Origin of the sequence: Limnohabitans lacus (assembly GCF_030053395.1) — a bacterium.
GTDB lineage: Bacteria > Pseudomonadota > Gammaproteobacteria > Burkholderiales > Burkholderiaceae_C > Limnohabitans_A > Limnohabitans_A lacus.
This window is the reverse complement of record NZ_JASGBH010000007.1, coordinates 168,219-188,873: the sequence shown is the minus strand read 5'-3', so window position 1 is coordinate 188,873 and position 20,655 is coordinate 168,219. Positions and strand designations below refer to the sequence as shown.

Here is a 20,655-nt window from a genome sequence, read left to right as displayed (position 1 = left end):
GTAAAGGACCTGTTTACGAGTATTGCAAGCATTGGCGAGATCAGCAAAAGAATGCACCAAGGCACGCTGGCTTTGTTCCACTGAGCTTTGAGCTCGGTGAGGCTTTTCAGTTTGACTGGAGCTGTGAGTATGTGTTTGTTGAGGGACTTAGAAGACGTTTGGAAGTCGCACACATCAAACTCGCTGCCAGTCGGGCGTTCTTGATGGTCGCCTATTACGCTCAGTCACATGAGATGCTGTTTGATGCTCATCGTAGAGCCTTTGAGGTCTTCGGCGGTGTCCCTAAGCGTGGCATCTACGACAACATGAAGACTGCGATCGACAAAGTTGGCTCCGGCAAGCAAAGGAGTATCAACGCAAGGTTTGAAGCAATGACCGGACATTACCTTTTTGAGCCCGAGTTCTGCAATCGAGCAGCAGGCTGGGAGAAGGGAATTGTAGAAAAGAACGTTCAAGACCGACGTCGAGGAATCTGGAGAGATGCGAGTGATAAAAGGTGGGCATCACTGGATGAGCTAAATGCGTGGTTAGTTGAGCGGTGTGTTGAAACAGGTAATCAAAGTTGGCGATTCAGGAGCTCTAGCGCAAAGACGAAGGGGTCAAAGAGCATTCGAACAAAGTCGATGAAAGGAGTTGAAGAAGCAGCGATGCCCCTAGACTTATCCACAAACGAGTAAAGAAATATCAATAACCAAGTGGCTCAATATTTGACGTGAAACTTGGCTCAGTTTGGTTGATGAATCAACAAGCTCCAGTCAAACTGAAAAGCCTCACCGAGCTCAAAGCTCAGTGGAACAAAGCCAGCGTGCCTTGGTGCATTCTTTTGCTGATCTCGCCAATGCTTGCAATACTCGTAAACAGGTCCTTTACTGCCTCCGTATCCAAGTTCGCGAATACCTTCAAAGATTTGCTTAGTCGTTCTGCGATCTCGCTTATTGCGATGTACATCTGCTTTAAGCCACAGCACAAGTTGCTCTTTATAAGGCTCCAAGATCGAAGTAGAGGGCACTCTTCTTCGATAGCGAGGCTCAACCATATCGCCTAAAGCGAGCCAGCGCGAAGCTGTGTTGCGGGCAATTCCAACCCTCTGGGCTGCTTCACGAACTGATACGCCTTCACGTAGTACCAGACGGCGCAATTTGCTAAGTGTTCCCACGTTGATCACTCCTGCACACCCTGCCTAAAAAATTAGCAGGATATGTTGAACGTGGCTCAAACTCTGTCGTGAAAGATGGGGGAAATGGCTCAATTTTGAAAATAAACCAACAATGTAGATGGTTGATGTTTCACCTGTCCTAGCATGGGTCGGTCTGTAAAAAATGATCCGACTTTGATCGGCTGCGATTTGGGTGTTTTTGAGGTTATAGGTTTCCCCGACCGTGCTTTGCCGTGAAAAACTGGTGCCTGGAATGCCTTGTGCAATTGCAGAACCGATCAACATCAACGACAGGGTTATGCATCCCATTCGACTCAGTCGTTTAATGCTTCGTAAGCTTTTGCTCAACTGTTTCATGGAGATCTCCGTTTTGACTTGTTGAATGCCTGCTGGTTAACTTGTATAAAAAACAATTCATACTTAGTAAGTATTTTTTGGATCAATTATCCACGGAAGACATCGTTTTTTTATTCAAAAAGTCGTCACTTTTAAAATTTTGTATCTCTTCGTAATTAAATTAATATTTTCAACATTTTCAAAAAACAGATATCTTGTGTTTAATAAACAAAATATATAATTTGCAAATTAATTAATTTAGTTAAATGAGGATTCCGCTGCTTCAAGCTGGTGGGCGCACTTCGAGGGCCCAAGTTGTCGAGTCATGGTGTTTGAGGGCTTCAATGCCTTGTAAAAAAACGCATCGGCGCTTTGAAAAAGCCAATCGCGCGTGAAGTAACCAGAAATTGAGGACGTGACTTGCTACCGCTGGCAAGAGGCTTGGCTCTCGGTCAGACATCGCCAGATATCAGTCAGTTCGCAGAAGGCGCAAGATGGCCGCTGCGCATCTTGTGACCGCAGGGTTGAATCGGGGGGGAGGGTCGTGCACCCAAGCTTCGAGTTGCGACTCGGTGCCGTTGTGACGGGGCCCTGTCAGCCTTTGCGCAGGCTTGGCCTCATTGGGGGCGGGCTGTTCCCCCAAGGGCGAGAGGTGTTTACACCCCGTAACGGTCGCGGTAGGCCTGCACTTTGGGCAGGTGTTGGCCCATCTCGTTGCCGTCTTGCGCGGACAAGTAGGCCAGCAAATCCGACAGCTGCGCGATGCAGCACACGCCCATGCCTAAGGTGTTGCGCACGTATTGCACGGCGCTGTGGGGCACGTCTTGCACCGAGCCATCGGCTTGTTTTTCGGTGGCCATTTCCTGGCGGTCCAAAGCAATGGCCATGGCGTGGGGTGTGGCCCCAGCGGCTTTGATCAGGGCAATGGATTCGCGGGCGGCGGTGCCGGCGCTCATCACGTCGTCGACGATCAGCACGCGGCCTTGCAGGGGGGCGCCGACCAAAGAGCCGCCTTCGCCGTGGTCTTTGGCTTCTTTGCGGTTGTAGGCAAAGGGCACGTTTTTGCCCAAGCGGGCCAGCTCGATGGCGACGGCCGCGCCCAGCGGAATGCCTTTGTAGGCGGGGCCAAAGATCATGTCGAACTCGATGCTGCTGGCCAGCAGGGCTTTTGCATAAAATTGCGCCAGTCGGCTGAGCTTGGCGCCATCGTCAAACAGGCCGGCGTTGAAGAAGTAAGGGCTCATGCGGCCCGCTTTGGTTTTGAATTCACCAAAGCGCAACACACCCGATTCGATCGCAAATTGCACAAATTCCTGAGCGAGCGCCTGCATGTTGGCGCTGCTTGCCTGTTCTGTCACCATGGGGAAATCCTTGTTCAAACTCACCAGCCTTAACCTCAACGGCATCCGTTCGGCCACGACCAAAGGGGTCGAAGCCTGGCTGGCGCAAGAAAACCCCGATTGTATTTGCGTGCAAGAGGTCAAAGCCCAAGCGCCCGATGTGGCGGGCAAGTTCGAAGAGCTGGCCGGTCTGAAAGGCCATTTCCACTTTGCCCAGAAAAAGGGCTATTCGGGCGTGGGGGTGTACACCCGCCATGAGCCCAGCGACGTGGTGATCGGCTTTGACGGCGACGAGTTCGATGCCGAGGGGCGCTATGCCGAGGTGCGTTTTGACACGCCCGCCCGCAAGTTGTCCATCATCAGTGTGTATTTCCCAAGTGGTTCGTCAGGCCCCGAGCGACAAGAAGCCAAATTCCGTTTTTTGGACAAGATCTATCCGCATTTGATGGCCCTCAAGGCCGAGCGTGATTTCGTGGTGTGCAGCGACGTGAACATCGCGCACAAAGAGGCCGATCTGAAGAACTGGAAGGGCAACCTCAAGAACAGCGGTTTCTTGCCCGAAGAGCGCGCCTGGATGACCAAGCTCACCACCGAAGGCGGTGTGGTGGATGTGTACCGGCACCTCAAGCCCCAGACCACCGACGATTGCTACACCTGGTGGAGTAACCGGGGCCAGGCCTACGCCAAGAATGTCGGCTGGCGTCTGGACTACCACCTGGCCACACCGGCCGTGGCCGAGAAGGCGCGCACTGAGCACATCTTCAAGGGCGTGAAGTTTTCGGATCACGCGCCAATCACGATCGGCTACGACTTCAGCCTCTGATGGCAAACCCCTAGCGGGTGTAGGTCAGCATGCGCCCCTTGTAGGCGTCCACGCCTTCGTGTGCGGCTTGGGCCAGCACCTGTTCATGCATCGCAAAGCCCACTCGCGCCATGTGCTTGTGAAAGGCTGCGCGGTTGCCCCGGTTGGGGTCGATCACCCAAATTTCCGAGCGGGTCGCCGCGTGTTCGTCGATGAAGTTGGCCAGCGTGCCCTCGTCGTCCCGCTCGTACAGGATGTCACTGCCCACGATCAGGTCAAACAGCCCAGTCAAGGGTGCATCGTGGGCTTGGGTCAGGACGGGTTGGCCGTCTTCGCGCCGTGTCGCCATCCCCCACAAACCATGCCGGTAGGCGATGGGCTGTAAGTGGTTGAGCTGGGTGTTTTTGTCGAGGAAAGCATGCGTCAAAGGATGGCAATCGCTGGCGGTGACGTTGGCGCCACGCCGGTGCGCCACCAAACTGGACAGGGCCAGTCCACAACCGATTTCCAAAATCCGTTCGCTGGTGACGGGCCGCTGCGCCATGCGCTCGGCCATGCGCGCGCCAGACGGCCACAACAAGCCAAACAGCGGCCAGGCGGCCGATGAGATGCCCAGGTTGAGCGCCTCGTCCAGTGGGTCGTGGAATTGGTTGTTGTCGAGCAGGGAGCGGATGATCAGGTCATCCACCCCTGTGACGGCGATGCTTTCCTGTTTGGTCAGATAGCCAAATGCTGATGCGTTCAGAAGTGCAGTCGTGACAGCGCGGGGACGAAACTCACAAGGCGCTGGGTTGGCCTGACTGTACGCTTTTTCGGGCTGAGGTCATGCATGACCGGCTACGAGCCGGAAACCAGCGGGCCAATAGAGGCCCATCAAGTGCCGCGCACGTAAGGGTTGGATTGGCGCTCGCGCCCGAAGGTGCTCTCAGGGCCGTGGCCTGGAATGAACACCGTGTCATTGCCCATCGGCCACAGACGTTGTGTGATGCTGTTGATCAGGTCTTCGTGGTTGCCTTGCGGGAAGTCGGTGCGGCCGATGCTGCCGGCAAACAGCACATCGCCCACAAAAGCGCGCTGGATTTCGGGCGAGTAAAACACCACATGGCCAGGCGTGTGGCCAGGGCAGTGGCGCACTTGCAGGGTGTGGCTGCCCAGCGTCACGGTGTCGCCGTCATCCAGCCAGCGTGTGGGCTTGAAGGCGCGTGCGGGTGGGAAGCCGTACATGGCCGCAGCCTGCGTGAGGCCTTCGATCCAGAACTGGTCGCCTGGGTGCGGGCCGATGATGGGCAACTGCAATTGCTCGGCCAGATCGGCTGTGCCTGCAGCATGGTCCACATGGCCATGGGTGATCCAGATTTGTTCGAGTTGGAGGCCCAGCTGCTTGACTGCACCCAGCAGCACATCTAAATCGCCACCCGGGTCAATGATGGCCGCTTGACGCGTCTGGTCGTCCCAGACCAAGGAGCAGTTTTGCTGAAAGGGTGTGACGGGGATGGTTTGGTATTGCAGCATCCTTGGATTATCTGGTGTTTGATACCCATGTTGAGGACTTGGAGCATATATGCCATCTTCGCAAGAACTCAAGCAGATCAGATCTCATGACGGTTTTGCAGGGTCAAGGCCGTGCTCTGTGACATCGGTGTCAATTTTCCTGTGCCCATGGACCTGTTCATTCAGCGAATTAGTGCCAATCTGTGGCCGAAGGCAAAACCCCCAGATTCGTTTCAATGCCCCGCGCCTGGCAGATGGCATTCACTGTGGCCAAGGCAGTGGCCTCAGCGGCCATCACGGTGAGCAGCATCAAATCGGGGGCGGATGTTTCGGTGCCAGTGGCCAGCGCAAACAAAGTGTCGCCGTCCAGCGTGGTGTGGGCGGGGCGTATGGTCCGGGCCAGCCCGTCGTGGGCGCTGACGGCCAAGCGCTTGGCTTGTGCTTTGTTCAAAGTGGCGTTGGTGGCGATCACGCCGATGGTGGTGTTGGTGCCGGGCATCGGGCGTGTGCTGCGCTCGCCGCGCAGCAATGCCGCTTGGGTGTCGAGCAGGCTTTGGCCGTCTGCCGTGCGGGCGCCTGCGATGACCTGGCCGGTGGCCGGGTCCAGCACATCGCCAATGGCATTGCACGCCACCAAAGCGCCGACCACCCATGGGCCCACGCGCACACTGGCGTTGCCAATGCCGCCTTTCATGGCGCGGTTCAAGCCAAACAGTTTGCCCACACTGGCGCCGGCACCTGCGCCCACATTGCCTGCGGCAGGTGTTTTGTTGGAGGCGGCCTGGCAGGCGGCATAACCGGCGTCCGCATCGGGTCGGATGTGGGCTTGGTCGCCTGGGCGCACCACAGGCAAGTCGAACAGCACGGCGGCCGGCACGATGGGCACACGGCCGTATCCAGTTTCAAAACCGATGCCGTGTTCATCCAGCCAGCGCATCACGCCGCTGGCCGCGTCCAGCCCAAAGGCGCTGCCGCCGCTGAGCAAAACGGCGTGCACCTTCTCAACCAAGTTGGACGGATCGAGCAGATCGGTCTCGCGCGTGCCGGGGGCGGCGCCACGCACATCGACAGCGCCCACGGCACCTTGTGGGGCCAGCACGACCGAGCAGCCGGTCAGGCGCTGGCTGTGCGTGAAATGGCCCACTTGCAGGCCCAGCACGTCCACGATGGAGCCGGTGGCGGTGTTTACAATCTTTGGCGATGTCATGTCGAACTCGTGTTGTCGGCGGTCATTTATCTTAGGCGAGAGCGTGCCATTATTTATTCTCAGACGACTGATCAGCTTTGCATTGACCTTGGTGGCCACCTCGGTCATCGTGTTTGCCGTGTTGGAGCTGTTGCCGGGCAATGCGGCGCAAGTCATTTTGGGCGAGACAGCCACCGCTGAATCGATTGCGGCGATGGAAGAAAAACTGGGCCTGAACCAGCCCGCACCCTTGCGCTATGCCCGCTGGATGGGCGGCTTGCTCCAAGGGCAAACCGGCCTCAGCATCTCTTATGACACCCCCACCGCCGAGCTGATGGCCGAGCGCATGCAGGTCACCTTGCCCTTGGCGGTGATGGCCATGGCCATCACGGTGGCGGTGGCGCTAGGCGTGGGCATCTATGCGGCCTCTCAACAAAACAAGGCGGGCGATGTGGGCGTGATGACACTCAGCCAGCTGGGGCTGGCCATTCCCAACTTCTGGCTGGCGATCTTGCTGATCTTGCTGTTTGCCGTGCACCTGCAGTGGGTGAGTGCGGGCGGCTTTCCGGGTTGGACCGAGGACAGTGGCGGTGGCGTGTGGCCCGCTGTGGCAGCCTTGCTCTTGCCGGCCATGGCGCTGGCGGCGGTGCAGACGGCCATCCTCACACGCGTCACACGCTCGGCGGTGCTGGACACCCTGCGCGAAGACTTTGTGCGCACGGCCCGTGCCAAGGGCTTGTCGCGGCGGGAGGTCTTGTGGGGCCATGTGCTGCGCAACGCGATGATCCCGGTGCTCACGGTGATGGGTTTGCAGTTTGGCAACCTGATCACCAGCGCCATCGTGATTGAGAACGTGTTTGTGCTGCCCGGCATCGGGCGGCTGATTTTTCAGGCCATTGCCAACCGCGATCTGATCGTGGTGCGCGACGTGGTCATGCTGCTGTCGGCCTTGGTGATCTTGATCAACTTCGCCATCGACGTGCTCTATGCGTGGATCGATCCGCGGCTCAAGGTGGCCCATGGCTGAACAAGGCTTTTGGTCACGCGCCCGGCGGCACCCCAGCTTTGTGGCGGGCGGGTGCATGGTGGCTTGGCTGATTTTGAGCGCATTGCTGTCGCTGCTGTGGTCGCCTTACCCGGTGGGGGACATCGACATTCCGAACAAACTGGCCTCGCCCAGTGCCGCGCATTGGCTGGGCACCGACAGCCTGGGCCGCGACATCGCGTCCTTGTTGCTGGTGGGCAGCCAGAACTCCCTGCTGGTGGGCTTCATTGCGGTGGGCATCGGTTTGGGCGCGGGCGTGCCGCTGGGCTTGCTGGCGGCAGCGCGGCGCGGCTGGGTGGATGAACTGCTCATGCGGGCTGCGGACTTTACTTTCGCCTTTCCGGCGCTGCTTTCGGCCATCATGCTGACGGCCATTTACGGGCCCGGTTTGGTGGTCAGCATTGTGGCGATCGGTATTTTCAACATCCCGGTGTTCGCACGCATCACGCGCGGGGCGGCGCAAGCGGTGTGGTCGCGCGACTATTGCACCGCGGCGCGTGCGGCCGGCAAGGGCCCTGGGCGCATCACCTTCGACCACGTGCTGCCCAACATCGTGAGCGTTCTCATCGTGCAAGCGACGATTCAATTTGCGATTGCCATCTTGGCCGAGGCGGCTTTGTCTTATTTGGGCTTGGGCACACAGCCGCCACAGGCCAGCTGGGGCCGCATGCTCAACGAGGCGCAATCGCAAATGTTCCAGGCGCCGCTGCTGGCTGTGTACCCCGGCGTGGCCATTGCTTTGGCGGTGCTGGGCCTGAACCTCATGGGCGATGGCTTGCGCGACTTGCTCGATCCCCGATTGGCCAGACAACGATGACAGCCGCTTTATTGGATGTGAAAGACCTGCGCGTGGGCTTGCCCACGGCGCGGGGCTGGGCGCAGGCTTTGCGCGGCGTGTCCTTCAGCATGGCCAAGGGGCAGACCCTCGGCCTGATCGGTGAGAGCGGTTGTGGCAAATCGCTGACCGCTTTGGCCCTGATGGGGCTGCTCCCCGAGCGGGCAGAGGTCAGCGGTTCCATGCGCCTGAACGACGCCGAACTGGTGGGCATGCCCGAGCCGCAGATGTGCCAGCTGCGCGGTGCCCGCATGGCCATGATTTTTCAGGAGCCGATGACGGCGCTCAACCCTTTGCACCCAATTTGGAAGCAGATCGCCGAGCCTTTGTGCTTGCACCAAAACATGGGTGTGGCTCAGGCCAAAGCCCGTGCGCTGGCGCTGCTCGAGCGCGTGCAATTGCCCCGCGCCCGCGAGCGACTGGATGCTTATCCGCACCAGTTGTCCGGCGGACAAAGGCAAAGGGTGATGATCGCCATCGCGCTGGCTTGCGGACCTGACTTGCTGATCGCCGATGAACCCACCACAGCGCTGGATGTGACGGTGCAAAAAGAAGTGCTGGCGCTGATCCAGCAATTGGTGCGCGAAGAGGGCATGGGTTTGCTCTTGATCAGCCACGACTTGGGCCTGATGCAAGACCAGGTCGAGCGCGTGTTGGTCATGTACGGCGGCGCGGTGGTCGAAAGCGCATCCACCCCCGAATTGTTCGCACACCGGGCGCACCCCTACACGCAGGGTTTGTTTGCCGCGCGGCCCCGATTGGGCCTGTCGCGTGGCACCCGATTGACCACTATTGCAGGCCGCGTACCCGATCTGGTGGACTTGCCCCAAGGTTGCAGCTTTGCAGACCGCTGCCCCAAGGCGGTGGGCGATTGTCCTAAGGCAAGTCCTGACGTGCTGAGGCTGGCGCCTGCACTGCCGAGCGCTTTCGAGCACCAAGTGCGTTGTCCACGTTGGAGCCAGCCATGAGCGCGGCACCCTTGCTCGACGTGCGTCATCTGAGCCGGCGCTTTGCCTTGCCCCGTGCAGGGCTGTGGTCTGCGCCCGCGCATTTGCAGGCCTTGTCGGATGTGAGCTTCACCTTGCATGCAGGCAAAAGCCTGGGCGTGGTGGGCGAGTCGGGTTCGGGCAAATCCACTTTGGCGCGGTTGGTGATGGCGCTGGATCAGCCCAGTGCAGGCCAGGTGCTGATGAATGGCGTGGACTTGCACGCCTTGAGCGCGGCCGACTTGCGGCAGGCACGCAGTGGCTTTCAGATGGTGTTTCAGGACCCTTATGGTTCGCTCGATCCGCGGCAGCTGGTGTGGCGCATCGTGGCCGAGCCCCTGGCGTCATTGCATGCGGGCAAGGCCTTGAGCCGAGCTGAGCTGCGGGAGCGGGCCGCGCAAGCCTTGCACGAAGTCGGTCTGCGCAGCGGCGATCTGGACAAGTACCCGCATGAGTTTTCGGGCGGGCAGCGCCAGCGCATTGCGATCGCCCGGGCCTTGATCACGCGACCTGCCTTGATCGTGGCCGATGAGCCGGTCAGTGCGCTCGATGTGTCGGTGCAGGCCCAAGTCCTTAATTTGATGATGGACCTGCAAGACCGCTACGGCCTGAGTTATCTGTTCGTCAGCCACGACCTGGCGGTGGTGAATTTGATGTGCGACGATGTGCTGGTGCTGCAGTCGGGTCGTGTGGTGGAACAAGGCCCCGCAAGCCAGATTTTTAAGCAGGCCGAGCACCCTTACACTCGCAAGTTATTGGCCGCCATTCCGGGCCAGCCCCCTTCATTTTTGACGCAGGAGACCCCATGAAAAACGTCTTTTCTTTGACCCGCCGCACCCTCGCTTTGAGCTCGGTCGCCGTGTTGGTCGCCACTGGGGTGGCTGCCCCTTTACAGGCGCAAGCGCAGTCGCGCAAGGACACCGTCACGCTGGGCATGATCCTGGAGCCCACCAGCCTCGACCCGACCATGGCCCCGGCGGCCGCCATCGGCGAGGTGGTGCACTACAACATCCTCGAGGGCCTGACCAAAATCAATGTGGATGGCAGCATCAGCCCCTTGCTGGCCGAGAGCTGGAAAATGGACGCCGACGGCAAGGCCTACACCTTCAAGCTGCGCCGGGGCGTGAAGTTTTCTGATGGTGCGCCATTCGACTCTGCCGCTGTCAAGTTCAGCTTCGAGCGGGCCAAAGACGCCAAGAGCACCAACAAAGCCAAAGGCGCGGTGTTCAACAACATCAGCCACATCTCGACCCCCGACGCACACACCGTGGTGCTGGTGCTGAGCAACCCGGACGGCAACTTCCTGTTCCGCATGGGTGAGAACACCGCCGTGATCTTGCACCCGGACAGCGCCGCCAACGCCGCCACCAAGCCCGTGGGCACAGGCCCCTACAAACTCGACAGCTGGGCCAAAGGCTCTGCGGTGACTTTGTCCAAATGGGATGGCTTTCGCGATGCCGCTTCCGTTAAAGTGAAGAAAGTCACTTTCCGTTTCATCAACGACTCGGCCGCCCAGGTGGCCGCCTTGCTGGCGGGCGACATCGACGGCATGCCGCGTTTCCAGTCGCCGCAAAGCCTCAAGCAATTCCAGTCAGACAAACGCTTTGTGGTCGAGATGGGCAGCACGGCCGGTAAAGGCATCATGACCATCAACAACCGCAAAAAGCCGTTTGACGATGTGCGCGTGCGCCGCGCCTTGTCGCACGCGGTTGACAAGAAAGCCTTCATCGACGGCGTGTTTGAAGGGCTGGCCAAACCCATCGGCAGCCACATGGCGCCCACCGATGCGGGCTATGTGGAGTTGAGCAACACCTACGCTTACGACCCCGAAAAAGCCAAGGCCCTGCTCAAGGAAGCCGGGGTGCAAACCCCGCTGAACGTGACCCTGACCTTGCCCCCGCCGCCTTACGCCCGCAGGGGGGGTGAGATCCTGGCTGCGCAGTTGGCCAAAGTGGGCATCGTGGCCAAAATTGAAAACGTCGAATGGGCGCAGTGGCTGGGCGGCACCTTCAAGGGCAACTTTGACCTGACGGTGATCAACCACGTTGAACCACTGGACTACATGGCTTATGCCAACCCGCAGTACTACTGGGGTTACGACAGCAAGGCTTTCCGCGACTTGGCGGCCAAACACGCGGCCACCACGGCGGCCAAAGAGCGCACGCAGCTGTTTGGCGACATGCAGCGCATGATCGCCAAGGATGCGGTCAACGTGTTCCTGTTCAACGCCACCAACACCGCGGTGTACCGCAAAGGCCTCAAAGGTCTGTGGTCGAGCTCGCCGATTTTTGCCAACGACATGTCGGCCGTGTCCTGGCAATAAATTGAGGGGCCGCCCAAAACTGCCCTGAAAAGCTTGCTATAATTCGATGCATGATGCGGCTGTAGCTCAGCTGGATAGAGTACTTGGCTACGAACCAAGGGGTCGTGGGTTCGATTCCTGCCAGCCGCACCAAATGGTTAGCCCTAGAACAGTGATGTTCTAGGGCTTTTTCCATTTCTACGCCACTTTCAGCTGGGGGACTTTTGGGGGGGTGGCCCCCGCAAATTCCCCCGCTTGCTCCCGTTTCAGCATCGCCAGCGACTTGTTCCACCGGCCTGCATCGTCTTTCACCTTTTCCAGCGCCTGGTGCAGCTCCACGATCTGGCCCACGCTGTAGTGCTGGGTCATGGTCTTGGTGCTGTGCCACAGGATGTCTGCAATCGTGCTCTCGGGCACCCCGGCTTCGCGCAGGCGCATGCCCACGGTGTGGCGCAAGTCGTGCACATGCAAGTCGCCCAGGCCCACGGCTTTGCGGGCTGTTTGCCACGCGGTGTTGTTCATGGTCTGGATGCGCCGGTAGGGCATTGCAGGCGCTTCAGACAGGTTTTTGACCCGTTCACGCCGGTACACAAAAACAAACTCCTCGTGCTGGCCACGCACCGCTTCCACGACCGATTGCGCCACGCTGTTGCAGATCACCACCCGTGACTTCTTGCGCCCCTTCACATGCTGGCGGGGCACCTCAAACACCGAGATCCCCAGCTCGGGCACTTTGATCTCCCACTCCCACTTGAGGCTGCACACCACATCGTCCCGCACGCCGGTGTTCAGCGTGAACAGCGCCATGTTGGCCAGGTGGGTGGGCAGCTTGGGCAGCAGGGCGCGTTGCTCTGCCCATGTGATGGGCGTGGGCTCGCGTTGGTGCCCAACGAGTGGCAGCAGGGTGATCATGGGCGCTTGCTCAAGCCACGTCTTGCCCGCATCGTCTCGCCAGCTGGTGGCCGCGAGATTGAGGATGCGGCGCACGACGCCCAAGGCCAGATTAATGGTCTTGTGCGCCCGCCCCTCGACCAGCCGTTGCGCCTTGAAGGGCGCAAGCGAGCCGTCGTGCACCTGGCGCAAGTCCAAGTGCCCGATGTGGGGCATGACGCTTTTGAGCATGTAAATCTCGGTCTCCAAAGAGGCCTTCTGTTCGTGCAGGCTGATGTAATGGGCTGCAGCCTGGTTGAAAGTGGCGGCGGTGCGCTGTCCATGCACCAGCACTTCGCGCTGAGCGGCCAGCTGGGCAATCAGCCAGCGTTCCGCTTCGTCATAGCTCGCGAGGCCGCGCTGGCGAAATCGAGTGCCACGCTTCCACTTGTCAACCTGCCATAGCCCGTTTGTGTCGGGGTAGATGCCCCTTGTTTTTTGGCCCATGATTTCTCTCCTTTTTGAATGGCGGGCCGTTCGTTCCGGTCGCCATTGTGCGCCGTGCTGGCCGGGCTTGTCGAATCGTTGGCCGCCACGGGCTGGCCAGCGGCCTCTTGTTTGAACTGGTCAAACAGCCGGTCTAGATCCAGCCGGTCAAACACCATGCACGCGCCTTGACGCATGCCCACCAGCTTGGGACGCCACACCTCGTCAAAGGTGCGGCGCTTCACGCCCACGTACGCCATGGCCTCGGCGTGGGTTAGGCCGCGTTTGGGGGTCATGGTGTGGTGCCTTTCATAAAGACAAGCCAGTGGGTGCCGGCTTTTTTTCCAGAGGTGTTGCCAAACAGTGGTTGGTGTGGTGTCAGGGCCAGAACTTCACGCAGCTTCACCTGAGTTTCGTTCCACTTAAAGACCAGCACGCCATGGGGCTCCAGCACGCGAAAGCACTCTGCAAAGCCCTTGTTCAGGTCTTCGCGCCAGTTGTCGCTGAGCTTGCCGTACTTGGCTGCCAGCCAGCTTTTAGGGCCAGCCTGCACTAGGTGCGGCGGGTCAAACGCCACCAGCTTGAAGGTTTCATCGGGAAAGGGCATGGCGCGAAAGTCCATCAAAGTGTCAGGCGCTATGTGGATGGTGCGCGTGCCCGAGGCGTTTCCATGGGAGCGGTCGGTGACAGTGATCGTCTCGCTTCGTCGGTCGGCAAACAGCACGTTCGGGTTTTTGCGGTCAAACCACATCATTCGGCTGCCACAGCAGGCGTCGAGGATGGGTGGGTGGGTCACGCCTCGCCCCCAAACAAATCCATCGTCGCGTCATCCTGCTGGCTCGGCTGCAAGCCCTTCTCGGTGGCCACCCAGTCTTGCACCACGATGGCGGTGGTGGCCACGATGCCCAGCGGGGGTGTGGGCTCCTCGATCTCTTCGTCCACCTGGCTGAGCGGCACCCACGCTTCACGGCGGCCGTCGTTGACGAGGATGGCCAAGTCGGTGCGGTTCACGACCTTGACGTTGATTTTGACTAGCGTGCTCACAGGCTCACCCCTTTCAGTGCGGTAAAGACGTCTGTAGCCGCCCGCTCTCGGGCGGTCAGGCATTCGTTGACCAGGTGCGGAATAGCCTCGCGCAGCATGGGCGGCATGTCGGCGTAGTCAACGTAGTGCAACGGCTGCAACATGGCCCATGCGCCACCCTTGGTGGGGGCGTCAATCAGCTCTGCAATCTCGCGCAAATTGGAGATGTCGAAATAGCTCTTAGTGAACAGTTTTTGTGTCGCTGCCAGCACCACCAGTTGCTTCACTTCGGGCGCTTGCGACGCGATCAGATTGGATGTCCTTGACCCAGCATCTGACCACGTGGGGCCAAAGTTCGTTGAAGCCGTCTGCTCGGCCTCGCTGGTATGCGAGTGGCACGTCTGTGCGCTTGCAGAGCCAGTGGCCGATGACGAGTCCGAGCGAGACGCCCGAGAGGAAAAGAGTGACAGCATCAAATGTCTCCATGATTTTTTGGGCTTGGTGGGTTGGTGACGGGGGCTTTTGACAGGTGATACAGCCCAGATGAAACTTTGAAGTTGCTGTTCATCATTTGGAGCGTCACGGTGTTGTCTCCGAAGTCGGCTTGAATGACCTCGCATGGGTAAGCCGGTGGCGCTGAGTCCAGCAGCTCCAGCGCGATCTGGCGCAAGATCAGGCTTGGTTCCGCACCCTGTTCATCAGCGCCTCGCTCGGTCATCATTTGGTCCAGCTTGCGCTCTGCGTCCGTGCGTGTGTCCGGCACCAGCAGGGCTTTGGTTTCTTCTTCGCTGGCGTAGGGGTCGTGTTTCGTGGTCATGCGGCCATCCTTTCTGCGTCAATGTTGTGCACCAGCGTGGCGGTATGCCCCTGGGCAAGGGTTTGTTTATGGGCTTCGTCAATCGCGGCCAGCATTTCTTTGCGGCCCAGCTGGTCGACCTGGAAGGCGTGGATCTCCAAGAAGTTGGCCAGCGCATCCATTTCGTTGAACCACAGCGCTGTGCGGCACCACGCGCCCGTGCGCATGGCGCGGTCGTAGATCGTCTGCAGCGCCTTATCGGTGGTGGCGATGTGCTCATGCAGGCCGCGCACGATGCCTTGGCGCTCGATGGCCTGTGCCACGGTCACGCTGCCAGCGGCCACAGACCAATCGTGCTCGGTGGCCACGCCTTGGCGCAGCGCCTGGATGGCTTGGCGCAGCAGGCCCAGCACCTCGGCGCGGTCTTGCTGGGTGGGCTTGGCCGCAAAGTGCAGGGCCAGCCCAAGCGTATCGGTGGTCATGGCCTTGGGGCGGTAGGCTTTGCGGGGTTTTTTGTTGCGGCTCATGCTGCCACCAACACTTTCCGCGCACCGTTGCCGTCCACCTTGGACACCACACCATCACGCTCCAACTCGTCAATGATCTTCATGGCGCGTGTGGTGCCCACGCTCAGGTTGGCTTTGATCAGGCGCACGCTCACGGCTTGCTCGGCCTTGACCAGCTCGACCGCATCCTCCAGCAATGCGTCAGACCGCTTGATCTGCCCCGCTGGCTTAGCCCCCTTACCTGGGGCCATGTCCGCTTGATCATCCACAGCCGTTTGCAGGGGCTCGTCGGGACGCGAAGCAGGCCCGACTTCGTTGCCTTGCGCGTCAGCGCCTAGATAACTCCCCGGGGCGAAGTCGCCCCGGGCTTCTTCGTCTTGCAGCGCGGCAGCGATGCCTTGCATTGCAGCTTCGGCACGCAGCTTCGGCTTCGGTGCGCGGAGCGCAGCCTTTGATTTTTTAGCCTCCCCCCCGCCCCCCTCCGCTTGCGCAGCAGGGGCGGTCGCGGTGGGCGCTTTTTGCGGTTTTTCGTCGGCTTTGGGCCAAACTTTGGCCTTCGTTTCCAGCTTGATGTCCTCGATCACGCGCTTCAGTTGGTCGTGAAAGACCTTGCCAGCGATCAGCATCAAGCCTTCGTTGGCCGTGCCGTTGTAGCTGTGCCCGTAAGCGCTGCTGGCTTCTTGCATGATGATCAGCATGTGCAGTTGGTCGGGTCGCTCGGTTTCTTTGGCGTGGTCGACCACGGCGGTGACAGGCGACACTTTGCCCAAGTTCAAGACCTTGCAGATCGCCTCGGCGTTGTCGGTGCTCAGGCTCCTGGCGGCACGCACAACAAGGTAGCGGTGCACGTCGTTTGAAAACGTCCCACTGCTGTCTTGCAGTTCGCGCCACGTGTCCACCACCAGCGTGTCCCGCCAGCCTTGCTCAAACTGCCCTTTGGCTTTTTCTTCGGCCTTGGCCTTCTTGGCGCTCACCAGCTCCTGCACTTCCTTGCTGGCCTTGGGCTCGGTTTGGCTCAGCTTCTCGGCCATCTTCAGCAAGCGCAGCGCCACCTCGTTGGGCAGGCATTCCACCAGCGTGCCTTTCTTGCTGGGGTGCTCGATGGCCACGGGCTTGATGCCTTCTTGCTTCATCAGCCCGCCGATGATCTTGCGCAGCGGCTGGTCGGTGGGGCTGTCGGCGGCATCGTCCAAGCGGCGGTAGCCGGTGAACTTGTCTTGGTAGCCCGCGCCACGCAGCTCGGCGGCTTCTTTGCCGGTGATCACTGTCTGGCCCTTGGCCTTGGCAGCTTCCACCAGCTGGGCGGTGTGGGCTTCTTCCTTGCGGTGGAAGCAAGGCGGGTCGGTGCACACATCTGCACCTTTGATGTCGGCAAACAAGTCCGGGTCGTGGCCGGTGCGCTTGGTGCAGGTCTTGCAGCTGCCCGCGCCTTCCAGCAGGCTTTCGTCGGTGATCTTGAACTTGGCCGTGCTCAGGTTGAGCATGTAATTTTGCTGCACATGCTGCAAAGCCACGCGGTAGGTCATGGGCTCTTTGATGCCGGTGAAGTAGCGATCACCGGCCACGATCTCCTTCATCGCCTTGATCTGTAACTTTTCGTCAGGGATGCGGGCCACCACCAGCGCGCGGCTGGCGTCGATGGTGCGGTCGCGCAGACTGGTGCGGGCCTCTTGGCACAAGTCGAGCAGCTTCAAGCGGCCATACACATAGCTGCGGCTTTTGCCGATCTTTGCGGCCACCTGGTCGGCGTTCAGGTTGCTGTGTTTCATCAAGGCTTCGTAGCCTTCGGCTTCTTCCAGCTCGGTTAGATCGTCACGCTGCAAGTTCTCAACGATCTGGATCTCCAGCACCTGGTCGTCGGTCAGGTCGCGCACCATCGCGGGGATGGTCAGCATCTTGGCAGCCAAGCTGGCACGGTAGCGGCGCTCACCGCACACCAACTCATATTCCGGCCGGGGTTGCAGGCGTGCCGTGTCCTCAAGGCGGTGCGCAGGCAGGGGTCGCAGCAGCACAGGCTGGTGCACGCCCATGGCCGCGATGCTGGCGGTCAGCTCGGCCAGCTTGGGCGCGTCAAAGGTCTTGCGTGGGTTGGTCGTGCTGGGCACGATCAGGGCGAGGGGGGCTTGGGTGAAGGTGGTCATGCGCTTTTCCTTTGTGGATAAATCTTGGTCATGTCGGCCTTAACGGCGTGCCCGCGCTGCAGCAGCAGCTTGGCCAGTCGTGCGCGGTCGTGGTGGCTGTGGGTGGCTTGGCGCAGTAGTCCAAAGTAGCTATTGCCTGCTTGGTGCAGGTCTTCGGTTGGCATGTCGGTCAGTCGGTCCATGGCTGTGCGCAGTGTTTTGCGCCGAGTGGTGCGCTGCCATGGCTTGATGACTTGGCCCACAAAGTCAATGCCACGCGCCACGGGCTGCAGCACCGTCTTACGTGGGTTGATTTGCAGGTGCAGGACGGTCAGCTTGGCTTCGATGCGCTGGCGTGCTGCGTTGAGCCATTGGGGGCTTTGGTGCAGCAACACAAAGTCATCGACGTAGCGCACATAGTGCGGTGCGCGCAGTTGGTGTTTGGCAAATTGGTCTAGGTCGTTCAGCAGCACATTGGCAAAGAATTGGCTGCTCAAGTTGCCTATGGGCAGGCCGTGGCCATCTGGCGCGTTGAACAAGCTTTTGTGTGCGGGCACCAGCGCCAGTTCGGCCTTGCTGCCGTGCACGCGCACATCGTGGCGCGGGTCGTGCATCAGCACCAAGGTGGCCAGCTCCATCCACCATGCCTCGGTCACTTGGCGTTGCAGTTGCTCCAGCAACACGGCCTTGTCGATGCTGACAAAGAAGTTGGCCAAGTCGCATTTGAGGTAATGCGCTGGCTGGCTCCAGTTGCGGGTGATGCTGCGCACCTGGTGCTCCAGCCGCTTGGCTGCGTACAGCGTGCCACGGCCCGGAATACAGGCGCAGCTGTCGGCTGTGAATCGGGCATGAAACCGTGGCGCGATCTGGTTGTAAAGCAGGTGGTGCACGATGCGGTCACGAAACTGAGCAGCCCACACCTCGCGGGCTCGTGGGTGGGTGATGACAAAGCAAACAGACTGCCCAGGCTGGTAGGTGCCAGAGGCCAGTTCGTCATGCAGTTGCAGCAGGTTGTGCTCGGCCTGCGCCTCGAAAGCCAGCGCACTGGCGCTATTGCGCTTGGTGCGGCGGCAGTCGAGGTAGGCTTGCACCAGTTGGTGGAACAAGTGTGGATCTGCGGACGGCGACAGCCGAGCCTTCGTAGCTCTTGTGGTTGTTGTTCTGGTTGCCGTTGTTGAAGTTGCAATTCCAGGCGTAAGAGGCGTACCTATCGCGCTTGACACGCTGCCACCCCGAAGGCTTGCGCCGATCAGGGTGGTGGCTGCACCAGACGTGCAGTGCGCGTGCGCTGCCGTTTCTGTGGTGTGCATGGCCGTGGCCTTGTAGGCCAGGGGCGCGACCAGATTCACTGTGCGCACGGGTATGAGGGCCTTGACCGTCATACAGCAGGCGCCTTGTTCGCTGTCTTGAGCCAGCCACCCGCCTGCTTGCCGATGCTGCCCAGCAACTCGATAGAGTCAGCCCACAGCTTGGGTGACAGGTATCGGCTGTCGTGGCTCACGCGCAGCAGCACAGTCACCGCCCGCTGGCGGGTCAATAGCTGGTCAATGTGGCCAGCGCGCACGTCGCGTTGAGTGGCGTTGGCTAAGGCCATCAGATCCAGCATGTCCACGCAGTGCTGGGTGATCTTCTCGCCCAGTGCGCGTTTGACGGTGCGCGGCATTTGCACCTGGACTTTGATGGCCAGATCCAGCAGCCGCACGCCTGTGCGGTAAATGGGCAAATCGGTATGCAGTGCCATGGTGGGGCTCAAGTCAAAAGGATTGAAGGACTGAAGAAATCAGAATCTGCGGACGGCGACAGCCGAGCCTTCGTAGCTCTTGCGGTTGCAGTTCTGGTAGCCGCTGAGGAAGAGGCAACCCCAGGCGCAAGAGGCGTCTTCTTCATGCGACTCGCAGGACCAGTGCCACACGGGCTGCAGGTATGGTTTGCAGTTGGCGTAGAGCAAGGCTTGCTCTTGCCGTGTGGGCAGATGACCACCTGCGCTGGTGGCCCAATCCATGGCGTCTTGCCAGTTGAGCTTGCTCGTGGGTTTTTTGGCCATCAGCACCAGGTGGTGCATGACTTTGCCTTCGGTGTCCAACACCACGCCTGCGTAGTGCTCGCCTGGTTGCAATTCGATGGCGGGTGTTGCAGCGGGTGGTGGCGACTGGAATTGAGGCGCAATGGCCTGATACAGCGCATCCATAACGGCTTTGCTGCGCGGGGTCAATTCAACCTCGATCGGGATGGTGATGGCGTTCATGGTTTCTCCGGGTTAAAGGATTGAAGGATCAAGCGGTGATGTGAATCAAGCGGACGGCGACAGCCGAGCCTTCGTAGCTCTTGTGGAAGTTGATCTGGCTGCCGTAGTCGAAGTAGCAATACCAGGCGCAAGAGGCGTGGTCTTTGTGCTCTTCGTTGGTCCAGTGCCAGCCTGTCTGCGGGCGGTCTTGGGTGTTGGCAAAGATCAGTGCGGCCATGGGGCGCGTGGGCATCTGGGCATTCAGGCTTTCTGCCCAGTCCTTGGCGGCTTGCCAAGCCAGGTCTTGTGCCCGGTCTGGCAGCAGCGTGACGGCACTGTGCGTGTCGTCTGGCTGTGTGATGACGCCGACAAAAATGCCGCCGTCAAGTGGAGCGCCCAAGGCGGGCAGGTTGGCGAAGCTGACTGAAATGATGGTTTTGGTGGTGCTTGTGGTCTCAGGCATTGGAGCCTCCTTTGGTGGTGAAAAAATGGGTTTGGCGAGAGCGCATCCAGCGGTACGCCGTCATGCTGCAAACGATGCCGAATGGCCCGCCGATCAGGTAGCACGCAATCTCGATGCCGCTGGCTGTGGGGGCCAGCTTGAACAGCACCAGGTTGGCGGTGCCAATGGCCAACGAGTTAATGAATGCGCCCACAAAGTGGCCGTTGTTCACCAGCTGGCTTTGCAGCCCCAGCGAAAACACCAGGGCGAAGGTGCTGACCAGCAGCAGTGCGGCGTTGGCGTAGGTGGTGGTCATGCGAGGCTTTGCGGTGCTTCGGCGCGGGCCTGCTCAAACGCCTGGGCAAACACCCGTGCGCTGGTGCTATGCAGGGGGTAGGGGCAGGCGTCGATCAAGCTGTCGTACATCTGTGCGGCTTCGCGGGCGCGGGCCTCAATTTGTGCGATGGATGCGACTTCGGTTGTGATTTCAATGGTCATTTTTTTGGGGCCTTCCTCTTCTTGTTGGAGTGGGTTGCTGCGCTGTTTCGGTGGTTTCTGGCTTGGGCCGAACGCCACAGACAAATCCGTGTGAATCAGTTTTGAAAACCACATCAGGGTGGTCGCATCGCTTGGCGGTCACCATGGCGGCTTGGTGTTCTGGTGTGCAGTCTTCGCAAGGGCTTTGTGGTGGATAGCGTTTGAGCGCCAG

General features: G+C 59.9%; 25 protein-coding genes, 1 tRNA gene and 2 pseudogenes. 8 read left to right on the top strand and 20 right to left on the bottom strand.

What is annotated here, in order from left to right:
- Positions 1-542 (top strand): annotated as a pseudogene (gene istA / locus QLQ16_RS11045) (IS21 family transposase); the annotation flags it as partial.
- Positions 543-748: 206 nt separating this feature from the next.
- On the opposite strand, the pseudogene QLQ16_RS11040 reads toward istA, so the two are convergent.
- The 3 genes and pseudogenes from QLQ16_RS11040 to pyrE form a co-directional block, all read right to left on the bottom strand.
- Positions 749-1,156: pseudogene (locus tag QLQ16_RS11040) on the bottom strand (IS21 family transposase); the annotation flags it as partial.
- 24 nt (positions 1,157-1,180) lie between these two features.
- Positions 1,181-1,513, bottom strand: a complete 333-nt coding sequence (locus QLQ16_RS11035; protein ID WP_283224741.1) for a hypothetical protein — start codon at positions 1,511-1,513, stop codon at positions 1,181-1,183.
- 635 nt (positions 1,514-2,148) lie between these two features.
- A complete protein-coding gene (gene pyrE / locus QLQ16_RS11030) occupies positions 2,149-2,853 on the bottom strand; it encodes an orotate phosphoribosyltransferase (protein ID WP_283224740.1) in 705 nt (234 codons plus the stop codon).
- A 10-nt stretch (positions 2,854-2,863) separates the two neighbouring features.
- On the opposite strand from pyrE, the gene QLQ16_RS11025 reads away from it, so the two are divergent.
- Positions 2,864-3,655 (top strand): exodeoxyribonuclease III, encoded by a 792-nt coding sequence (locus QLQ16_RS11025; RefSeq protein ID WP_283224739.1) that lies wholly within the window; start codon positions 2,864-2,866, stop codon positions 3,653-3,655.
- A gap of 10 nt (positions 3,656-3,665) precedes the next feature.
- On the opposite strand, the gene QLQ16_RS11020 is transcribed toward QLQ16_RS11025, so the two are convergent.
- The 3 genes from QLQ16_RS11020 to QLQ16_RS11010 form a co-directional block, all read right to left on the bottom strand.
- Positions 3,666-4,322, bottom strand: a complete 657-nt coding sequence (locus tag QLQ16_RS11020) for a class I SAM-dependent methyltransferase (RefSeq protein WP_283224738.1) — start codon at positions 4,320-4,322, stop codon at positions 3,666-3,668.
- Between the two features lie 185 nt (positions 4,323-4,507).
- Complete coding sequence (locus QLQ16_RS11015; RefSeq protein WP_283224737.1) at positions 4,508-5,146, bottom strand: MBL fold metallo-hydrolase; 639 nt, start codon at positions 5,144-5,146, stop codon at positions 4,508-4,510.
- 169 nt (positions 5,147-5,315) lie between these two features.
- A complete protein-coding gene (locus QLQ16_RS11010) occupies positions 5,316-6,332 on the bottom strand; it encodes a P1 family peptidase (protein ID WP_283224736.1) in 1,017 nt (338 codons plus the stop codon).
- Between the two features lie 43 nt (positions 6,333-6,375).
- Between QLQ16_RS11010 and QLQ16_RS11005 the strand changes: the two genes are divergently transcribed.
- The 6 genes from QLQ16_RS11005 to QLQ16_RS10980 all read left to right on the top strand — a co-directional run bounded on the left by QLQ16_RS11005 (position 6,376) and on the right by QLQ16_RS10980 (position 11,632).
- Positions 6,376-7,338: an ABC transporter permease gene (locus tag QLQ16_RS11005; protein WP_283224735.1), complete on the top strand. Its 963-nt coding sequence runs from the start codon at positions 6,376-6,378 to the stop codon at positions 7,336-7,338.
- Complete coding sequence (locus tag QLQ16_RS11000) at positions 7,331-8,173, top strand: ABC transporter permease (RefSeq protein ID WP_283224734.1); 843 nt, start codon at positions 7,331-7,333, stop codon at positions 8,171-8,173. The genes QLQ16_RS11005 and QLQ16_RS11000 overlap by 8 nt, the downstream gene beginning before the upstream one ends.
- Entirely contained in the window at positions 8,170-9,159 is a 990-nt protein-coding gene (locus QLQ16_RS10995; RefSeq protein WP_283224733.1) for an ABC transporter ATP-binding protein, read from the top strand. The genes QLQ16_RS11000 and QLQ16_RS10995 overlap by 4 nt, the downstream gene beginning before the upstream one ends.
- Entirely contained in the window at positions 9,156-9,986 is an 831-nt protein-coding gene (locus tag QLQ16_RS10990; RefSeq protein ID WP_283224732.1) for an ATP-binding cassette domain-containing protein, read from the top strand. Before QLQ16_RS10995 ends, QLQ16_RS10990 begins: the two co-directional genes overlap by 4 nt.
- On the top strand, positions 9,983-11,500 hold the full coding sequence (locus QLQ16_RS10985; RefSeq protein WP_283224731.1) for an ABC transporter substrate-binding protein: 1,518 nt from the start codon (positions 9,983-9,985) through the stop codon (positions 11,498-11,500). Before QLQ16_RS10990 ends, QLQ16_RS10985 begins: the two co-directional genes overlap by 4 nt.
- Before the next feature lie 55 nt (positions 11,501-11,555).
- A tRNA-Arg gene (locus QLQ16_RS10980) sits at positions 11,556-11,632 on the top strand.
- Between the two features lie 45 nt (positions 11,633-11,677).
- Here the strand turns inward: QLQ16_RS10980 and QLQ16_RS10975 are convergent.
- The 14 genes from QLQ16_RS10975 to QLQ16_RS10910 all read right to left on the bottom strand — a co-directional run bounded on the left by QLQ16_RS10975 (position 11,678) and on the right by QLQ16_RS10910 (position 20,444).
- Positions 11,678-12,391, bottom strand: coding sequence for a tyrosine-type recombinase/integrase (locus tag QLQ16_RS10975; RefSeq protein ID WP_283224753.1), 714 nt, complete (start codon positions 12,389-12,391; stop codon positions 11,678-11,680).
- 338 nt (positions 12,392-12,729) lie between these two features.
- The gene (locus tag QLQ16_RS10970) at positions 12,730-13,131 is read right to left on the bottom strand and encodes a hypothetical protein (protein ID WP_283224730.1); all 402 of its coding nucleotides are present in this window, start codon (positions 13,129-13,131) and stop codon (positions 12,730-12,732) included.
- Positions 13,128-13,586 (bottom strand): class I SAM-dependent methyltransferase, encoded by a 459-nt coding sequence (locus QLQ16_RS10965; protein ID WP_283224752.1) that lies wholly within the window; start codon positions 13,584-13,586, stop codon positions 13,128-13,130. Before QLQ16_RS10965 ends, QLQ16_RS10970 begins: the two co-directional genes overlap by 4 nt.
- Positions 13,587-13,627: 41 nt before the next feature.
- Positions 13,628-13,879 (bottom strand): hypothetical protein, encoded by a 252-nt coding sequence (locus tag QLQ16_RS10960; RefSeq protein WP_283224729.1) that lies wholly within the window; start codon positions 13,877-13,879, stop codon positions 13,628-13,630.
- On the bottom strand, positions 13,876-14,145 hold the full coding sequence (locus QLQ16_RS10955) for a hypothetical protein (RefSeq protein WP_283224728.1): 270 nt from the start codon (positions 14,143-14,145) through the stop codon (positions 13,876-13,878). The genes QLQ16_RS10960 and QLQ16_RS10955 overlap by 4 nt, the downstream gene beginning before the upstream one ends.
- Before the next feature lie 185 nt (positions 14,146-14,330).
- Positions 14,331-14,675, bottom strand: a complete 345-nt coding sequence (locus QLQ16_RS10950; RefSeq protein ID WP_283224727.1) for a hypothetical protein — start codon at positions 14,673-14,675, stop codon at positions 14,331-14,333.
- Positions 14,672-15,181 (bottom strand): hypothetical protein, encoded by a 510-nt coding sequence (locus tag QLQ16_RS10945; RefSeq protein WP_283224726.1) that lies wholly within the window; start codon positions 15,179-15,181, stop codon positions 14,672-14,674. Before QLQ16_RS10945 ends, QLQ16_RS10950 begins: the two co-directional genes overlap by 4 nt.
- Positions 15,178-17,301, bottom strand: a complete 2,124-nt coding sequence (locus QLQ16_RS10940) for a ParB/RepB/Spo0J family partition protein (RefSeq protein WP_283224725.1) — start codon at positions 17,299-17,301, stop codon at positions 15,178-15,180. Before QLQ16_RS10940 ends, QLQ16_RS10945 begins: the two co-directional genes overlap by 4 nt.
- A complete protein-coding gene (locus tag QLQ16_RS10935; RefSeq protein ID WP_283224724.1) occupies positions 17,298-18,386 on the bottom strand; it encodes an RNA-directed DNA polymerase in 1,089 nt (362 codons plus the stop codon). Before QLQ16_RS10935 ends, QLQ16_RS10940 begins: the two co-directional genes overlap by 4 nt.
- Before the next feature lie 272 nt (positions 18,387-18,658).
- The gene (locus tag QLQ16_RS10930) at positions 18,659-19,021 is read right to left on the bottom strand and encodes a four helix bundle protein (protein ID WP_283224723.1); all 363 of its coding nucleotides are present in this window, start codon (positions 19,019-19,021) and stop codon (positions 18,659-18,661) included.
- A gap of 39 nt (positions 19,022-19,060) precedes the next feature.
- Entirely contained in the window at positions 19,061-19,525 is a 465-nt protein-coding gene (locus QLQ16_RS10925; RefSeq protein ID WP_283224722.1) for an Lcl C-terminal domain-containing protein, read from the bottom strand.
- Positions 19,526-19,553: 28 nt separating this feature from the next.
- Positions 19,554-19,967: an Lcl C-terminal domain-containing protein gene (locus QLQ16_RS10920; RefSeq protein WP_283224721.1), complete on the bottom strand. Its 414-nt coding sequence runs from the start codon at positions 19,965-19,967 to the stop codon at positions 19,554-19,556.
- Entirely contained in the window at positions 19,960-20,262 is a 303-nt protein-coding gene (locus QLQ16_RS10915) for a hypothetical protein (RefSeq protein ID WP_283224720.1), read from the bottom strand. The genes QLQ16_RS10920 and QLQ16_RS10915 overlap by 8 nt, the downstream gene beginning before the upstream one ends.
- On the bottom strand, positions 20,259-20,444 hold the full coding sequence (locus QLQ16_RS10910) for a hypothetical protein (RefSeq protein WP_283224719.1): 186 nt from the start codon (positions 20,442-20,444) through the stop codon (positions 20,259-20,261). Before QLQ16_RS10910 ends, QLQ16_RS10915 begins: the two co-directional genes overlap by 4 nt.
- Positions 20,445-20,655: the final 211 nt, after the last annotated feature.

Bases quoted from the DNA above. Each gene is read 5' to 3' on its own strand.
- QLQ16_RS10915 (WP_283224720.1), bottom strand. From the start codon at position 20,262: ATGACCACCACCTACGCCAACGCCGCACTGCTGCTGGTCAGCACCTTC.
- QLQ16_RS10920 (WP_283224721.1), bottom strand. From the start codon at position 19,967: ATGCCTGAGACCACAAGCACCACCAAAACCATCATTTCAGTCAGCTTC.
- QLQ16_RS11035 (WP_283224741.1), bottom strand. From the start codon at position 1,513: ATGAAACAGTTGAGCAAAAGCTTACGAAGCATTAAACGACTGAGTCGA.
- QLQ16_RS11000 (WP_283224734.1), top strand. From the start codon at position 7,331: ATGGCTGAACAAGGCTTTTGGTCACGCGCCCGGCGGCACCCCAGCTTT.
- QLQ16_RS10995 (WP_283224733.1), top strand. From the start codon at position 8,170: ATGACAGCCGCTTTATTGGATGTGAAAGACCTGCGCGTGGGCTTGCCC.
- QLQ16_RS10965 (WP_283224752.1), bottom strand. From the start codon at position 13,586: ATGTGGTTTGACCGCAAAAACCCGAACGTGCTGTTTGCCGACCGACGA.
- QLQ16_RS10925 (WP_283224722.1), bottom strand. From the start codon at position 19,525: ATGAACGCCATCACCATCCCGATCGAGGTTGAATTGACCCCGCGCAGC.
- QLQ16_RS10975 (WP_283224753.1), bottom strand. From the start codon at position 12,391: ATGATCACCCTGCTGCCACTCGTTGGGCACCAACGCGAGCCCACGCCC.
- QLQ16_RS10945 (WP_283224726.1), bottom strand. From the start codon at position 15,181: ATGAGCCGCAACAAAAAACCCCGCAAAGCCTACCGCCCCAAGGCCATG.
- QLQ16_RS10970 (WP_283224730.1), bottom strand. From the start codon at position 13,131: ATGACCCCCAAACGCGGCCTAACCCACGCCGAGGCCATGGCGTACGTG.
- pyrE (WP_283224740.1), bottom strand. From the start codon at position 2,853: ATGGTGACAGAACAGGCAAGCAGCGCCAACATGCAGGCGCTCGCTCAG.
- QLQ16_RS10990 (WP_283224732.1), top strand. From the start codon at position 9,156: ATGAGCGCGGCACCCTTGCTCGACGTGCGTCATCTGAGCCGGCGCTTT.
- QLQ16_RS10910 (WP_283224719.1), bottom strand. From the start codon at position 20,444: ATGACCATTGAAATCACAACCGAAGTCGCATCCATCGCACAAATTGAG.
- QLQ16_RS10950 (WP_283224727.1), bottom strand. From the start codon at position 14,675: ATGACCACGAAACACGACCCCTACGCCAGCGAAGAAGAAACCAAAGCC.
- QLQ16_RS10940 (WP_283224725.1), bottom strand. From the start codon at position 17,301: ATGACCACCTTCACCCAAGCCCCCCTCGCCCTGATCGTGCCCAGCACG.
- QLQ16_RS10930 (WP_283224723.1), bottom strand. From the start codon at position 19,021: ATGGCACTGCATACCGATTTGCCCATTTACCGCACAGGCGTGCGGCTG.
- QLQ16_RS11010 (WP_283224736.1), bottom strand. From the start codon at position 6,332: ATGACATCGCCAAAGATTGTAAACACCGCCACCGGCTCCATCGTGGAC.
- QLQ16_RS10985 (WP_283224731.1), top strand. From the start codon at position 9,983: ATGAAAAACGTCTTTTCTTTGACCCGCCGCACCCTCGCTTTGAGCTCG.
- QLQ16_RS11015 (WP_283224737.1), bottom strand. From the start codon at position 5,146: ATGCTGCAATACCAAACCATCCCCGTCACACCCTTTCAGCAAAACTGC.